General features: G+C 34.0%; 7 protein-coding genes. 2 read left to right on the forward strand and 5 right to left on the reverse strand.

Features of this window, described 5'->3' with window-relative positions; genetic code table 11:
* Positions 1-7 precede the first annotated feature (7 nt).
* The 5 genes from OZP12_RS14210 to OZP12_RS14230 form a co-directional block, all read right to left on the reverse strand.
* Positions 8-3,502, reverse strand: a complete 3,495-nt coding sequence (locus OZP12_RS14210) for a SusC/RagA family TonB-linked outer membrane protein (protein ID WP_281225688.1) — start codon at positions 3,500-3,502, stop codon at positions 8-10.
* A gap of 230 nt (positions 3,503-3,732) precedes the next feature.
* Positions 3,733-4,911, reverse strand: coding sequence for a FecR family protein (locus tag OZP12_RS14215; RefSeq protein ID WP_281225689.1), 1,179 nt, complete (start codon positions 4,909-4,911; stop codon positions 3,733-3,735).
* 245 nt (positions 4,912-5,156) lie between these two features.
* The gene (locus tag OZP12_RS14220) at positions 5,157-5,723 is read right to left on the reverse strand and encodes an RNA polymerase sigma-70 factor (RefSeq protein ID WP_281225690.1); all 567 of its coding nucleotides are present in this window, start codon (positions 5,721-5,723) and stop codon (positions 5,157-5,159) included.
* Between the two features lie 278 nt (positions 5,724-6,001).
* On the reverse strand, positions 6,002-7,993 hold the full coding sequence (locus tag OZP12_RS14225) for a RagB/SusD family nutrient uptake outer membrane protein (protein WP_281225691.1): 1,992 nt from the start codon (positions 7,991-7,993) through the stop codon (positions 6,002-6,004).
* Positions 7,994-8,018: 25 nt separating this feature from the next.
* Complete coding sequence (locus OZP12_RS14230) at positions 8,019-11,357, reverse strand: SusC/RagA family TonB-linked outer membrane protein (protein ID WP_281225692.1); 3,339 nt, start codon at positions 11,355-11,357, stop codon at positions 8,019-8,021.
* 727 nt (positions 11,358-12,084) lie between these two features.
* On the opposite strand from OZP12_RS14230, the gene OZP12_RS14235 reads away from it, so the two are divergent.
* A complete protein-coding gene (locus OZP12_RS14235) occupies positions 12,085-13,719 on the forward strand; it encodes a DUF4955 domain-containing protein (protein WP_281225693.1) in 1,635 nt (544 codons plus the stop codon).
* 48 nt (positions 13,720-13,767) lie between these two features.
* Complete coding sequence (locus OZP12_RS14240; protein ID WP_281225694.1) at positions 13,768-17,847, forward strand: two-component regulator propeller domain-containing protein; 4,080 nt, start codon at positions 13,768-13,770, stop codon at positions 17,845-17,847.
* Positions 17,848-17,897: the final 50 nt, after the last annotated feature.

Raw genomic sequence — 17,897 nt, forward strand, 5'->3', positions numbered from 1 at the left:
TTTTGTATTAAAATGTTAAGTTCATACCAAAAACAAAGCTTTTTGATCTAGGATAAGCAGAACTGTCATAGCCAGGTGTAACCGCCACTAAATCATTGTTACCGGAAGAAACTTCCGGATTATAACCTGAGTACTTCGTAAAAGTTAACAAATTATTAGCCGTGAAATAAAAACGCAGATTAGAGATATATGCTTTTTGAGACACTTCTTTTGGCAAAGTATATCCTAATGTTATTTGTCCAATTCTTAGGTAAGAACCATCCTCCACATAGTATGAAGAAGGATAAGTAATGTAGCTTGAATTAACAAGATTTAAAGCAGCAGTATTAGAAGCCTCATTAGGATTCAACTCTTTCAGACGAGCAAGCGAAGTTGCTTTTTGTCCAGTTGCTGGATCAATCAAACGGTAGTAAGTATTTCCAAATTCTTCAGGAACATTCTGAAAAGGCGCATATGGACTAGTACTCGCTTTAGTTGCATTGTAAATGTCGTTACCGATGCTGAAATTCATAAACACGCTGAAATCAAAACCATCATAAGTAAATGTATTACTGATACCTCCAATGCAGTCTGGAGTACCATTACCGATTTTAACCAATTTTCGGGTAAATTGATCTCCAGCATCATTATCGGCAGCAAATTTAATATCACCAGGACTAGGAGTTCCGGTAGATGGCTTAACAACACCCGGATTCAAAGTGTAAGTACCATTAGCATTTTGCGTAAAATCAGCTGTTGTATAAATACCGTCATATACATAACCATACATATCACCTAATTGATCACCAACTTTGGCATAATAAGTAACTGTACCGGATCTGTTATCACCCACTGCGAACGATTTTTGAGTTTGATCTTTCTCTAAAGACAAAACTTTTGATTTGTTGAAAGCAAAATTCAAATCGGTTGTCCACTGGAAATCTTTGCTTTTAATATTTACTGTACTAATTGTAAATTCCCAACCACGGTTACGCATAGTACCTATATTTTGGTACTGATCTGAATATCCTGTCGAAGAAGGAATTGTACTTTTTAATAACATATCACTTATCTCGTTGTTATACCACTCAGTAGTGATATCAAGTCGGTGATTAAACATTGACAAATCTAAACCGACGTTTTTGGCGTGCAAAGTTTCCCATTTTAAAGCTTGGTTACCTAGCGTTGTACTAGGTACATACGCAGGATTCCCCGGAGTATTATTAATTGGGTAGTCGGTTTGTGCTACTGTAGTAAGATATAAGTTATTACCAATGCCGTTGTTACCGGTAATACCATAACCAAGACGCAATTTTAGATTATTAATAGTGTTCTCTATATTAAGGTTTTTCCAAAAACTTTCTTCAGAAATTCTCCATGCCCCAGACACAGATGGGAATACTCCCCATTTATAACCATCGGCAAATTTTGAAGAACCATCTGTACGAATAGTTGCTGTTAGAAGATAGCGTTCGTCAAATGAATAATTTGCACGTGCAAAGAAAGACGCCAAGTCGCTACGTGAATGACTTACTGACTTGTTTGATACAGTTGCATTTGAAATATCATCTAAACCAAAGTTTGGAACTGGAAACTGTTTAAGACTTATACTATTCCCTTCCGATTCATTATAAGTAATCTCTTGTCCCAATAAAACACTAACGTCGTGTTTATCAGCAAATATTTGCTTATAGTTTAATGTATTTGTCAATTGATAACTATACGATTCTGAGTTACCAATACTTCCATTAATACCCGTGTTGATAGGATCTGTTAGGGCCGCTCTGGAATTTTCATCAGAAAAAGTGGTAGATTTTCCGCTTGAAAAAGTGTATTGGCTAGAAGTACGCCAAGTGAAATGTTTTAGAAAATCGAATTCTATGCCAGCATTGGCAAGAAAGACACGATTCTTTTTATTGGATTTCGATGCTTCATTTTCAATTATTGGATTTTCTGTATCATAAGCAGAGTCCAAAGCAGAAAAATCACCGTAAGTCTGTGTATTAAGCAACTGGTCTCTATTAAATAAAGTTCCTCCATTAATTGGTTGCAACAGCACTTTTTTCAATCCGCTATAAGCACCTCCACCATCTGTTGAAGTATTTGTAAACATAGAATTGAAATCCAAGCGAATACCTTTGTACAACTCAGAATTAATCTTAGTGCGCAATGAATGTCTTAGATCATTGTGATTTGCAATGATCCCTTCTTGATTATTATAGTTATAGCTTAATAAAACCTGAGTTTTTTCACTACCACCACTTATCGATAAATTGTTGTTTTGAGTAAAACCTGTTCCTCCAAAAACTTGATCTTGCCAATCGATGTTATAGCCATTAGCATAACGCTGATTAATACGATCATAGGCTCCTTTATAAAAATTAGGGTCATTTGTCGCTAAGTTATTATCAAAAACACTACTGTATGCAGCTGGTTTTCCTTGTAATACTGCCAATTCATATTGATATTTTACAAAATCTTGGGCATTGGACATCATATCCATTTTTTTGGAAAGCTGGTCAAACGAAACAAACGAGTTGTAAGTAACTGTTGTTTTTCCTTTTTTCCCTGATTTGGTTGTAATTGCTATAATACCATTCGAACCACGAGCCCCATAAATCGCTGTTGAGGAAGCATCTTTCAGCACTTCAATACTTTTAATATCATTTGGATTAATAACATTAAGTGCATCGTCCATTTGAAAACCATCAACAATATATAATGGTTTGGTACTTTGAGTAATCGATGTTCCTCCACGGATTGTGATGTTGGTTCCGGCACCCGGCGCACCACTAGTTGTAACAATATTTAAACCGGCAGCTTTTCCCTGAAGAGCCTGAGCTGCAGTCATTGCAGGAACAGATGCTAATTGCTTAGCCGAAACAGATGATATTGCCCCTGTTAAATCTGATTTTTTTCTAGTTCCATAACCTACTACAACGATTTCGTTTAAAGAAGAAGCACTTTCGTGCATTACAATTTTAATTGTTGTTTGATTATTTACTGTTATTTCTTTAGCATCAAAACCTATATAAGTCACTTTTAAAATGGCTTTATTATTTTCAACCATTATTGAAAATTTACCATCAAAATCAGTTTGCGTAGCATTTGAAGTCCCTTTTTCCGAAACATTAGCACCCGCTAAAGGCAGTCCATCCGGAGTAGTTACGACTCCTGTAATTTTAATTTTCTGCAGAATTGCGTTGACATTTCTAGGTTTTTCTTTAATTATTACCGCATTATTTTTACCAATAACGATGTCAATATTAGCATTTGATAGGCTTTGCTTCAAAAGATCATCAGCTTCTATACTTCCCTTTTTTACTTCAACTTTAGGAAGCCCTTTAAATATGCCTTCTTCATAAAAGAATTTATAATCAGTTTGCTCCATGATCAGGTCAAAAACCTCATCTACTGACATTTTCTTATTTTCTTTAACCTGTATTTTAACATGCTGGGATAAAACATGTTCCGGAGTTAAAGCAAATAGCGTCGTGCAAAATAAGAATATGAATGTTTTCATAATATTCCTAATTAACCATTTTCCAAACTGAAAATGGGGTTTAGTTAGTTTAATTTCCATAAATTTGGTCGTTATTTCTTAGTTAATTCTTTAATTAATTGATAATAGGATAAGGGGATAGAGTCTTTACTTTGGCGGGTAAACTCTATCCTTCTTTTTTTTATAAAACTTTATATCATAGGCAAAATTTCGTTTTTTGTGGGTTAGTTAGTCATTTTTATATTAATGGTTTATCTTATTACTAGAGTCTTATCTTTTATTTCATAACTATTTATTGTAGTTGACTTCATGATTGATAAGATCTCTTTTAGGGATTGCTTTTTATCAAGACTTCCTTTAAACTCAAGCGATTCCAATTTTTTATTTTCAAAAACTACATCAACATCATACCATCTTGATATTACTCTCATTATTTCTTTCAAAGATTTTCCTTTAAAACTGAAAACGCCCTCTTTCCATGATATTTCATTATAAACATCTACAGTTTTAATTATTGAAGTATTATTTTTTAGATCAAGGTTTAGTTGTTGGTTAGGAACTAACTTTTGTTTTTTCTTTTCAATCTCAACATTAACTTTTCCTTTGACTAAAGTGGTGTAAATGTTTGATTCGTCATTGTATGCTTTTATATTGAATTCAGTTCCTACGACTTCAACTTTTTGATTCATATTGTACACTTCGAAATGAGCTCCTTTATGTGCAGTACTAGGCGAAACTTCAAAATAGGCTTCTCCGTAAACCAATTCTACTTGTCTTGTTTCTCCTTCTACAAATGCTACAGGAAATTTCAATTGAGTTTCTGAGTTCAGCCAAACTTTTGTACCATCAGATAATTGTATAGAAAATTGTCCGCCTCTTGGTATTGTCAAATAATTATACTCGGTTTTTGAAACATTCGATTTGTTGGATTCATATACGATTTTTTCACCGCTACTTTTTGCGTTGTGTGTTTGAACCGAAGTTCCTTTTCCTAAAACAATACTTTCACCGTTTCCTAACGTTAATGTAGCTTTATCTGTTCCGGGTTTAAAACTCTCGATATTGTTCTTTACGACTTCAGGAGAAATTTCAACAGATTGCTTGGATACGATATTTCTGTGTAGAAAGAAAGTTGTACTTAAAAATGCGACCACAATTGAAGCTGCTGCATATTTAAACCAAGGTTTTTTGGCTATAGAAATAACAGGCTCTTCATTTCTGTCCTGATATTTTTCTTTGATTGATTTCCACGCTTTTTTATTATCAATTTCTGAAAGGTCATCAACCTTATCTATTAATTGATCTACTTTAATATCTTTTAAAAAAGAGTATTTCGCTTTAAAATCTTTTAATTCCAATTTCTCAGAATCAGTTATGACTTTTAATTTTTTCTTGATTAGAAGTTTCGAAATTTGAAAAATATCTTTCATCCTAGCATTATTTTATTATTGAACAACTGAGATTAAAAAAGGTACTACTCGAAAACTATATTTTTTTTCAAAAAGAAAAAAAATCGAATACTTTTTTAGAGAATTAAAAAAAATCAAGTGCTCAATATGTTATTTTATCATAGAACAACTGAAAGCAAAAAAGGTACTATTGGAAAATCTTTTTTTTTATAAAAAAATTTAACTGGTACTTTAAAAAAGTAATTGAGGATTGATTAAAAGAATTCTTAATCAAACGCTTTTTTGTGGATAGTGTTGGTCAATAAAAAATAAATTATAGACTCTAAATCTTTAAACTGTTCCCGTAATATTTTGTAAGACTGAGTTTTTAATGTCTTTACAGTTTGGAGTTGGATTCCTAATTCGGCTGAAATTTCTATATTTTTAAGTCCTTTAAGGCTTAATTTTATAATTTCTTTTTTTCGTTGAGGCAAGACTTCAATGGCTTTATGCAGTTGACGAACAATATCTTCTTCAAGAATTTGCTTTAAAAATAAATTGTCATCTTCTAAAGATTGAATAGTATTTTCGGCGTATTTATTTTTTACCTGATTATGTTTAATGACATTGTAACATTTGTTTCGTACAACTTTGTATAAATATACTTTTAAAGATATCTCATCTGGAAATAGATTTTCTTTTTCCCAAAAATCAACAAATACATCTTGAACTAAATCTTCGCATTCGTCAACTGTAACCAAAAAACGGTTAGCGTATTGCACAAGGGATGCATAATATTCATTAAATATTTTCTTTATATCCTTCTTATTGACCATATTCACTTTTGCTCCCAATGTTTTATAGCTGTGAGCAAATTAAAGAAAATAAATTGAATATAATACCCCAATTTTAACATAACAATCTATCGCTTTATTGAAAGTTTGTTAAACGTCTGGTTTCTGTTGTTGCATAAATTATTCGATATTGATTTTAAATTTATAAACCAAAACCTATCTGAATAGTCCCTAAATTGTCCTGTAAGGGTTACAAAAAAAGCCCATTTCTTCACGAAATGGGCTTTTACACACGTTTAACTCGGTCTCAAACCACCTTTTTCAGGATAAAAAAAGATTTAGATTTTATCTTCATCTGCAACGGCATCCTGCCATTTGTCCCAAACTTTCACGCTGGCATCGTAACCATCATAACCATAGTTCTGACTTAATTGCCCTTTAATATTCGGCTCAATAGCTAGTCTGTATGGAATTGGCCAGTAATTATTACGTTTATCCATAGTATAAAACTTTACACCTGGTTTAATAGAAATACCTGCTGGATATTTGTTATAAAGGGTATAATGTACAATACGCTGCCACCAATAACTTCCTCCGGCTGCATCTTTTCCTGATTGTTTATCCCAATTGGTTTTACTATAAGTATTGCCCCATTCGTCTGGTTTTCCGCTAAGGGCCAAACAGTGCGAAATACGTTTTAACTCCACATTTCTCCATTCTTCCAGATAAAGTTCCCTTCCTCTTTCAGCACAAATATCACCGATAGTTACTGTCGTGTACATTTGCGAGGCTTTTGCTCTAGCTCTTACTGCATTCACATCCTGAGCCGCACCAACAACATTACCTTGATAAAAACGAGCTTCTGCACGTAATAGATAAGTTTCAGCTAAACGATATATGTACCAATTTGCACTAGCTCCCGCAGTAGCTCCCTGAAAATCATTAGCTGCTGGATTGTTTTCAGCCACAACATCATGCAAAAAGATTTTATAATGTGGAAAATCAAACCAATCACGAATTGAATCCAGTGCTAACAATTTTCCAGCTGCATCTTTCATTCTAAAATTTTGTCCAGCCCATGTAGCACTACCACCTGTTCCGGGAGCGTATTTAAGATCGGTCATATTCACCCAGTTACCAACAGTGCTGTTATGTCTAAGATCCTGCTTATCCTCAATACCGTTCACAACCCACATAGGATGTTGTGAATAATAAGAACCACTGATAGTACCTATACCACGTCCTATCGCTCTTTGATAATCATATTTTGCATTATAATTAGTTTTATCGGTCAATGGAAAACGCGGTGCTGCTGTTTTCCCATCTGGAGTAATCAAATTAGCATCATTCCAGTTAGGACCAAAAATTCTCATCGAAGAAAATGCTAAAAATGACTGTGCTCCTCCATTTGGCGCAACCAATATAGCTTCAGTATTAGAAGGAATAACTTTGTTCTCAGGTCTGTGCAAATCCCAGATCACATTTCTGGTAATTGGCCATGCCGTAGGATTTCCTCCCGGATCAAAAATTCCTAAATTACCTTGTACCAAAGTGTAACCTGATTGGTTTATCAGGACATTGGCCTGTGCCTCTGCATCGGCAAATCTGCCTGATGCCAAATAACATTTTATTAATAACTGACGGCATGCACCTTTACTGACCATACCTATGTATCCTATTTTTGATTGGTCAGGGACAAATTGTACAGCTTTTTCCATATCTGCTGTAATCATTTCTATAATGGCTTCCTTCTTAGTAGAATAATAACTCTGCTTTGGAACCTCCAAAATTTTAGTAATCAACGGTATGTCCCCAAATTGATAAACCAAATTAAGATAACGGTAAGCTCTATGAAAATACGCTTGCCCGATATATTTGTTTTTTATATCTTGTGATAAACCTTGTACTTTATCGATATAAGTCAATACGGTATTAGCATTCTTGATACCTGTATAAGCTTCGGTCCACATAAATCCAAGATAAATCGATTCTCCACTTGGATCTCTTCTAAAGTCTCCCGTAGGAACGATAGTAGCGGCATAATCAGCAATATTACTGCCTGTATCCGTTTTTCCATATTGCGCCATATCTGAGAAAAGATACTCCGTACCAATAGGCACACTAACACCCGAATAACCATAGTGAATATAATTATTACGCAACTGTTTATCGCACAAAGCTAAAGTTGCCTGCAACCCAGCTTCGGTAGAAAATGTAGTTTCGGGTTCGTAAAACGAAAGCGGGTCTGCTTCAAGAAAATCTTTTGAACAAGAAACAGATACAGTTGCCAATACTAAAAAAGGCAGCAGTTTCTTAATTTTATTTTTCATATTTCTTTTCATTATTGAATAATTTTTAAAGTGATACATTAAGACCTAAATTAAACAGTCGTGTGGCCAATCCACCTGTTTCAGGGTCTCCAAAATACTTCCATTCTTTAGAAGCAGCCCACGTTCCTGCATTTTGAACCGAAGTGTAAATTTTTAAATTTTTAATGTGTAAGCGTTCTATAAGGTCTTTTGGAAAAGAATAAGCCAACGAAATATTAGCTAAACGAACAAAACTGCGATCATACAATCTTGCCGTTCCTGCTCCGGCAGGTCCCTTAGCATCAAGGCGCGCCCAGTCATTGGTTGGATTATCCAATGTCCAATATGGATTTACATATGGATTAAAGTTGAATTTGTACAAACTACTATCGTTGAAAGTATTCATATAAGTCGAACTAAGTGATTTGCCTCCCACATTGGAATACATATCAATAGCCAAATCCCAATTTCTATAAATCTTAAATTCGTTGCGCAACGACCACTGTACAGGAGAATTTGAAGTTCCTAAAAACTGCTTGTCTTTTTCATTATAAACTGGTGTTCCATCAGGCTTATCATCTGCGGTGTAGCTATTTTCAACTTTTGGATCCCCAGGACGTTGCCCATATTTTTGAGCCTCTTTCCACTCATCTTTTTGCCAAATTCCGATTACTTTATAATCCCAAATTTGAGAAATCGGTCTGCCTATAAACCATCCGTTAGCTGAATCATCGCCTTCTTTAGCCCCAATGACATTACCATTGGCATCCTTAATATCTACCATATTGCCATATAATGACTTAATAGTATTCTTGTTATAAGATATTCCAAATATAGTACGCCACTCAAAGTTTGGCTGTTTCATATTAACAGTATTAAGGCTGAATTCAAAACCTTCATTTTGAACCTCTCCAAGATTGGTTGCAATTGATGAAAAACCAGTGAAACCAGGCAGAGATTGACTCATAATCATGTCATGTGTAGACATCTTGTAAAGGTCCAAAGTAGCGGTAATACGATCATGCAAGAAACCTAAGTCAAGACCAATATTTGTTGCACTTGTTTTTTCCCACTCCAGATTTGGATTTGCCATACGATCAAGAGCTAAATACTTCATCTCAAGAGCTTTCCCTGAAGCATCTAAATATCCCATAGTTCCCGTATTTACCAAGTTTGCTACAGAAATGTATGGATCATCAAGCGATCTATTCCCATTTTCTCCCCAAGACAAACGTAATTTAGCAGTGGACATAGCATCCCAATCAAACCATGATTCATTTTTTGCATTCCAGGCAACTGCAATAGAAGGGAAAACCGCATACGGATTTGAAGCTCCAAATGCTGAATATCCATCACGACGAACACTCGCTGTTAACATATATCGATTATCAAACGAATAGAAAAGTCTTGCCATCAAAGCATCTGCCGTTTGATGTGTGTCGTTTGATCTAAGTGCGCTATTTGCCATTGTTGCAGTATTAACAAGGTGAAACCCTAAAGCATCCGTAGGCTGAATATTATAGGCATCCATTCCATCTGACCAATAACGACGTTCTTCGGCCTCTTGAACAAAAGTGGCAACAAAATGGTGCTTTTCGGCAATTGTATAATCCCATGCCAATGTATTGTTCAAACTGTAATCAAATCTTGTAGCATTATTTCTATTTGCTCCAGTGGTAGCAGCAGGCCAGTTTGGATTTTGCGTTGACCTGAAGTAACGATCATGATAGAATTGATAACGGGGAGAAGCATTAAATGTATAAGTGATACCTAAAGGCAAAGTTATCTTTGTGTTAAAAATGGTATTTAACGTTGTAAATCCTGTCTCTTTATCAATAAATTGACGCTCGTAGTAATAGTTATAATTCTGTCCCGAAACATTTTTTCCCATTGGCTGTCTTTCATAGTTCCCATTTGCATCTATGAAGGTTCCAAATGGGCTGGTTCTCATCATATTATTATCCCCGGAACCAGTGCCTAAAGAAGGAGTAACGTCTCCATCTGTACGGTCTTGAAAATTAACATTTACTCCAAAATCAAGCCATTTCGCAACTTTAGCGTCAATTTTCATATTGGAACGAGCTGATTTATAATCATTACCCACAATAGCTCCTTCTGAAGTTAAATACCCCGCAGAGAAATAGTAATTTACATTTTCACCTGCTCCGGAAACACTCATATTATTGTCATGATTTATTCCTGTTCTAAAAGAGCTATCACTCCAATCATGTGTTTTATCTGCCAGGAAATTAGCCATCAGCGAAGGATCAAAATTCAACCCTAAACGTGTTCCCCATACTTCCTTCGAACTTTTCCCAGCTGTTTGTGAAGCGGGTTGATACGCTAACCATTGCGCTTCAGTAATTCCCCACTTAGCTAAATCATTAGGACTTGAAAAATACCCTGGTTTACCAGCAGCAACTGTTCCTGATATCCATGCTTCATATTGTCCAGTTGTTGGATTACTACCATAAGTTTGGGTAGTCTCCCAATCTTCACGATATTTTAAGTATCCTTCCGGAGAATATACTTGACGATAGGCACTCTTATTACTAATCGTTGTGTTTGTTGTAAAACTAATGACAGGTTTACCCGTTTTCCCTTTTTTGGTTGAGATAACAATAACTCCAGCTGCTGCTTTGGAACCATACACAGATGTCGCCGATGCGTCTTTTAAAATATCAATCTGGCCAATATCATCTGGATTGATTTCTGAAAGCTCTCCATAGAATTGCATTCCGTCTAAAATAATAAGAGGCGAATTATGACTTCCTCCAGTATAAACAGAAGTTTGCCCACGAATTTGCATAGTCCCTCCACCTTTTGCCGAAGGATCATAACCTACTCTTAGACCTGGAACCCCTCTCAGGATGTCTTGAACGGTCTGTGGATTTTGGCTTGCTAAATTTTCAGGCTTAACCTGTACAATCGATCCGGTTAAATCTTTTTTCTTCATTTTACCATAACCTACCACTACAACCTCTTCTAATGAAGTGGTCGCTTTTTGCATTTTTACAGTAATTGAAGTTTCTCCTTTTAAGCTAATTTCTCTTGTTGTATAACCCAAAAAAGACAATACCAACACCGAATTCTCGTTATCTACTTTTAAAGTAAATTTTCCATCAAAATCTGTCAAAGTAGCATTTTTGCTTCCTTTTTCTGTAACGGTTACTCCCGGCATTGACATACCGTTTTCATCATTGACTTGTCCCTTAATTACTTTTTGTACTTGAACATTTTTTAACTCTGTTGCGCCCTTAAAACTGACAGCATACCCCTGAACTTGAGATAAAGAAAACAATATGCCGAGCATCATCATTTTCTTTTTCAAATTAAATCCAGATACACAATCAGAATCTTTTTTAATCCTAATAAAATTTGTCATCTTAAATTTTGGTTAATTAATAGTTTAGTTAGTTTGTAAAAATCACTGCACTTCGATTTAATTGCATTAATTATTTACGCTGCAAAATTGATTAATAAAGATTTTTACAGAGAGAAATAAAATCCGTTTTTGGGTATACTAAAGTTTTGCCTATGCATTTTATCTAGTTTTCAGCAGTGAAAAATGACATTATTAAAAAAATACAGGCCTCAAATAATTAAAAAAACAACACGAGACTTATGTCCTTCAAATCCTTTTTTGAACAAAAAAAAGCAGCTGCATTACAACTGCTATAATCTATTTATGAACTACATTATTATCATTCTGCAAAAAGTCACCTTTCTAATCTTCACAATGAAAAGGCACTAATACTAACCATATAAAATTTCCTCATTATAAAAAGCTTTGTAAAAACTGCCTTAATTGTCATAAGTCATTTGTAGAAAATCAATCTTCAAAAAAAATTATGTCCATATTAAATGATGAACAAGATTCTTAAAAAAATATTCTCCAACTTTTAGTACCTATTAAATAACAAAATGAAAAAGAAATAACGGAATGCATAAAAAACAAAAACACATGTAACTCATTTTCAAAACATTGTACATAATTATACCATTTATGTATTTGCATATTTTTTTTGACTTGTATTTTTATGAATTAAAAAAGCATCTCCTATTAGAAACATCGATACTAAAACATTACTAAACACAAAACCATAAAAACAATGATTCGTCAAACCTTTTTCATCTGTTGCTGCCTCTTTGCAAACGGCATTACAATTGCTCAGGAATTACCAAAGATTATTACCTCTCCAAAAACCAATTATCTTCCAGATTTTAGTTTTGCCGGTTATCATAATGGAGAAGCTAATCTTCCTGAATTTCAAGGAAAAATTATCAATGCAACCGATTTTGGCGTGAAAGCAAATGATGCCCTGGATGATTCAAAAGCTTTATTAAAGGCTTTAAAAGCAGCAAACGCAGTTGATGGAAATGTGATTTTACAATTACCTGCTGGCCGAATTATTCTGAGCGACATTTTATATATTGAAAGAAACAACTTTGTACTTCGCGGCGCTGGATCAGACAAAAATGGTACAGAAATTTACTTTCCAAGACCAATGATGTATCTCAAAGATCCTGAATCACACGCTGAACTCCGTGAATATCTAACCTCTCTTGACAAAAGACAGCGCGAGCCTGAAAATAATATCGATATCCCTTTTTCACAATATTCCTGGTCCGGCGGTTTTATCTGGACTCAAATTCCGGATAAACGTGTAAAATCGTATTTGGATAAATATGAACCGGAAACAAATCCTTTGGCAAAAGTCAGTTCCGGGAAAATGGGCGAACATGTTTTAACTGTTTCTGCTGTAAATGGATTAAAAGTTGGAAATATTGTTGAATTGCAATTGTTTAATAAGGATGGTGAAAATGGCGAAATCATAAAAGATTTATACCAAAATGCCAATATAAAACCTGGTTCGCATCATTGGAAATACCCAAACCTTCCTATCGTAAGGCAACAGGTTGAAATCGTAAAGATTTCTGGTTCAAAAATCACAATAAAAACACCTTTAATTATTTCGATCAAACCTAGCTATCATGCACAATTAGTAGAATGGAAACATTTAAGCGAAGTTGGAATCGAACATATTCGATTTATTTTTCCTGATATTCCAAGAATAGCGCATCATGTAGAACCGGGAAATAACGCTATCTTTTTAACACGTCTTTTTAACAGTTGGGTAAAAGACGTTGTCGTTACAAATGCTGACAGTAGTATTTTGACCGAAGAAATTGCAAATGTCACTATCCAAGATATTACTACTGAAGGAACACATATGGCGCATTATACTGTGACTTTGGGGGGAGTTCATGATGTTTTGGTTAAAAATCTTAAGATTTACAACAAAGCTGTTCATGCTTTAAGTTTCAATACCTTTGCAACAAAAAACGTTTATCAAAACTGCGAAATATTTGCTGATCCGGTCTTAGATCAACATTCTGGAGCTAATCATCAAAATCTATTCGACAATATCACCGTTCATTTAGCAACAGACAAAAATAACAGTTACGCCTTGTTTGGTGGAGGCGGTGCCGAGTATTGGAAACCCTCACATGGACCTTTCAGTACGTTTTGGAATCTGAATGTTCAGGTCGAAAATCCGGATCAAACAAAACCGGTTTTACTGTACGGAATGAAAGATGGTGTTCTTGCCAGAATAGTTGGTTTGCACGGAAACACTAAATTTGAACTGAAATACGACACAAATCCTTATATTGAATTTTTAAACATACCAATAGAAAAAATTCCGTCACTGTATGATTATCAATTACAAAAGCGATTAAAATAGACTTTGTTCTTTTGTTGCTTTGTGTTCTTTACAATTAAAAAAAATGTTATGAAATACAAAATAGTTTTTCTGATTCTGCTTTTTATTTCAGGGAATCTTTTTTCCCAAGATAAATATCGCCTAAAAAATCTCTCTACCGCAGACGGGCTTTCTCAGAGCTCTGTTATTGCCATACATCAGGATAAATTGGGACAAATGTGGTTTGGTACACGCGACGGTCTTAATAAATATGATGGCAGTCAATTTACGATTTTTAGAAATGATGTTTCTAATAAATTGTCTATCGGCAACAATGATATTTTATCGATTGAAGAAGACAATTCAGGACAGCTATGGGTTGGAACATATAACGGACTTAATTGTTATGACCCTGTCAGCAATACATTTAAAAGATATTTGCATGCTAAAAACAACCATGAAATAACTAATAATGCCATTTGGTGTATTAATGAAATTGGTAATGAAATGTGGATTGGAACTTCTAATGGTTTAACTATTTACGATAAGAAAACGAGAAAGTTCACTTCGATAATTCATTCCGATAAAGATATTTCAAGTTTACCAAGCAACAATATTCAAAGTATTTTAAAAACCAAAAAAAGGCAAATCTGGCTTGGGACTACTAATGGTTTATTACTTACTATTAGAAAAAATGGAAAATTCTTGTTTAAAAATTATCCATTAAATACTACTGATATCCTAAATGTACAGGCTATTACTGAAGATCGTTATAACAATTTATGGATAGGTACAAAAAACAAAGGACTGTTAAAATTTGAAACATCAACCAACAGATTTGTATCTTTTCTGCCCGATCAAAAATACAAAGAAATCAGTACCGAAATCCGTGCTTTGAAGATTGACAGTCAAGGCAATCTGTGGATTGGAGCTTATGATGGTATTTATATTTTAGGAGAAGACAAAAGCATTCAAAAAATAAACAATAGCAACGGAATCGACAAAGTAAAATCAGTTTATATTGATAAAAAAGGATCTGTTTGGATTGGATGTTATTATAAAGGCATAAATATCTGGGATCCCTCGAATATGAATTTTTCGAACTACAACCAAAACTCCAAAAAGATTCCTTTGAGTTTTGACGTAGTGAGTTCAATAATTGCTGATAAAAACCATAATATTTATTTTGGAACCGAAGGAGGAGGTATCACCGTTTACAATAAAAATACCGAAGCCATAAGTTACGTTAACAGCAAAAGTGGGCAAACAACCAAAAATGATATTAAATCAATGTGCCTTGCAAACAATATTTTATGGATTGGGACATTTTCAAAAGGTTTATCAGCCTACAATACAACTACAAAAAGAATAGAAGACAACCGAATTGCACCTGAACTAAATAATTTATTGAAAGAAACCGGTGTTTATTCCATCAAAACAGAAGGGAATAACATATTATGGATTGGAACTTTTAGTAAAGGATTAATTTGGTACGACACTGTTTCCAAAGCATTTCAAATTATTGGTAATAATAATACTGAAGCCAGTTTTATGACCAATAATATGATTCGAACAATTTTGGTTGATAAGCAAAAAAGGCTTTGGATAGGCGCACAAAATGGGTTAAACCTCATTTCATTGCAAAATTTTACTCCCAATAAATATACGATAAAACATTACTTTTTTGATGATTCGGCTTTAACAGGCTATGATATATTGACTTTATTTCAGGACAGTCAGAATAAGATATGGGTTGGAACAAAATCAAAAGGACTGTATTATTTTGATGGAAAAAAATTCAACAGAATAAATCTAAAAACAGGAAATACTGATATTACTTCGATTCATTCCATACTTGAAGATGACGCTAAAAACTTGTGGATTAGCACCAATCAGGGTATCATAAAATACAGCACTTCCAAAAAAACGATTATGGCATATGACCAAAAAGACGGTTTAGCCAGTAATGAATTCAATAATAATTCGGCTTTAAAACTGGATTCGAATAAATTTTATTTCGGAAGCCCGTCTGGAGTAACTTATTTTAATGCGAAGAAAATTTCTCTTAATCAATATGCTCCGCAGGTTTTAATTACCAATTTGAAAATTAAAAATGAAACTATCAGCGCAAATGATACTACCGAAATTCTGAAAAAAAGTATTGGATATACCAAATCTATTACTCTGGATTATGACAAAGCCAATTTTTCGATTGATTTTGCAATTCCAAATTACATTCGGTCAAAAAGCAATCAATACAGTTATCGTTTGATTGGTCTTGATAATAACTGGACGACAACCAAAAATACAGAAGCCATTTTTACCATTCAAAATGCGGGAACCTATGTATTTGAAGTACGTGGCGCAAATAACGATGGTGTTTGGAATAAAGTCCCAACTACTTTAACTGTAATTGTAAAACCTGCACCATGGCGCAGTATCTGGGCATTTTTACTTTATGCTTTAATAATTGGCTCCGGAATATACGGTTTGATCTGGATTATGAAATCGAAAGCTGCACTGAAACAAAAATTGGAATTAGAATATCTGGAAACCCAGCGAATCGAGGAAAACAACAAATTAAAACTGGACTTTTTTACCAATATTTCGCATGAATTCAGGACTCCCCTGACCTTGATTTTAGGGCCTTTACAACAAATTTTAGCCGATTATAACGGAACTAATGAAATGTATAAAAAACTCTTGGTTGTTGAAGGAAGCGCCAATCATTTGTTAAGCCTCATCAATCGTTTAATGGATTTTAGAAAACTCGAAAATCATCAGGTCAAATTAGAATCAGCCAACGGGAATATTGTGAAATTTACCAAAGAAATCTTTTTGTCCTTTATAGAATATGCCAAAGATGGGGGGTACACTTATACTTTTGAATCATCGGAAGATGAAATAATGGTCTATTTTGACCGCTATAAACTAGAGCGTGTTTTTTATAATTTGATTTCAAATGCATTTAGATATACTCCAAAAGGCGGCCATATCAATTTAAAAATATCCCATGACGATGAAAACCTTTTCATCGCTGTTGAAGATTCCGGTGTTGGAATCGCCCCGGAACATATTGATAAAATTTTCGATTTATTTTTTGAAGTCCCAATGCACAATAACGTTCAAAAAAACTATAACAAAGGAACAGGAATTGGTTTATCTATTGTAAAAAATATAGTAGAACTTCATAAAGGAACTATCGAAGTCATCAATAAAAAAACCGAAGGAGTTATTTTTAAAGTCGCACTACCATTGGGCAGAGAACATCTTTTGGACGCTGAAATTATTCCCGATTTTAAAATTAGTGATGACGTTGCACAATATATCGCACAGCTGGAAACTCCGGAAATAACAGAGCACGAAGACATTGAAGATTTTGTTGTAAACGAAGAAAAACAAACCATTCTATTGGTTGAAGATCATAAAGTCTTACGCACGTTCATGAAAAATTTACTCAAAAAAGAGTACAATATTATTGAAGCTGAAAATGGTAAAATAGCCTTAGAAAAAGCTTTAAAATTTGTTCCAAATTTAATCATCAGCGATGTTATTATGCCTGAAATGGTGGGAACTGAACTTTGTTCCAAAATAAAAGAAAATATCAAAACCAGTCATATCCCTGTTATTTTACTGACATCAAGATCATCGTTAGTTTATAAATTCGAAGGTTTAGAAAGCGGTGCCGATGATTATATCAGTAAACCTTTCAATCTAACCGAATTCAAACTGCGTATTAAAAACCTGTTGAACTCAACCGAAAGGCTGAAAAACAAATTTTCAAGCGAGGAAAATTTTATTCCGTCAGAAATAACAGTTTCATCACTGGATGAAGAATTATTGAGAAAAGCATTCAAAATTGTCGAGGAAAATATTTCAAACGAACAATTTGATATACCTCATTTCTGCTCAGAATTGGGAGTCAGCAGAACGATGTTATTCTTAAAAATAAAAGCATGGACTAATTGTACGCCAAATGAATTCATCAATGAAATACGATTAAAACGTGCTGCGCAATTATTGGAACAAAACAAATTAACCGTAGCGGAAGTAAGCTATAAAGTTGGTTTCAACAATCCGAAATACTTCAGCAAATGTTTCCAAAAAAAATATGGAGAAACTCCATCGCAATTCGCCGATAAATTCTTCAAATCTTCTAATGTTTTTTAAAAACTCTTGTTTTTAAAGGCTTAAAAAAGGGTATCTGTATTTTTAGATAC

The sequence above is a fragment of the Flavobacterium aquiphilum genome, assembly GCF_027111335.1.
GTDB classification, from domain to species: Bacteria; Bacteroidota; Bacteroidia; order Flavobacteriales; family Flavobacteriaceae; genus Flavobacterium; species Flavobacterium aquiphilum.

Excerpts from the sequence above, each read along its gene's own strand:
- OZP12_RS14210 (WP_281225688.1), bottom strand. The coding sequence starts at position 3,502 with ATGAAAACATTCATATTCTTATTTTGCACGACGCTATTTGCTTTAACT.
- OZP12_RS14215 (WP_281225689.1), bottom strand. The coding sequence starts at position 4,911 with ATGAAAGATATTTTTCAAATTTCGAAACTTCTAATCAAGAAAAAATTA.
- OZP12_RS14225 (WP_281225691.1), bottom strand. The coding sequence starts at position 7,993 with ATGAAAAATAAAATTAAGAAACTGCTGCCTTTTTTAGTATTGGCAACT.
- OZP12_RS14230 (WP_281225692.1), bottom strand. The coding sequence starts at position 11,357 with ATGACAAATTTTATTAGGATTAAAAAAGATTCTGATTGTGTATCTGGA.
- OZP12_RS14235 (WP_281225693.1), top strand. The coding sequence starts at position 12,085 with ATGATTCGTCAAACCTTTTTCATCTGTTGCTGCCTCTTTGCAAACGGC.
- OZP12_RS14240 (WP_281225694.1), top strand. The coding sequence starts at position 13,768 with ATGAAATACAAAATAGTTTTTCTGATTCTGCTTTTTATTTCAGGGAAT.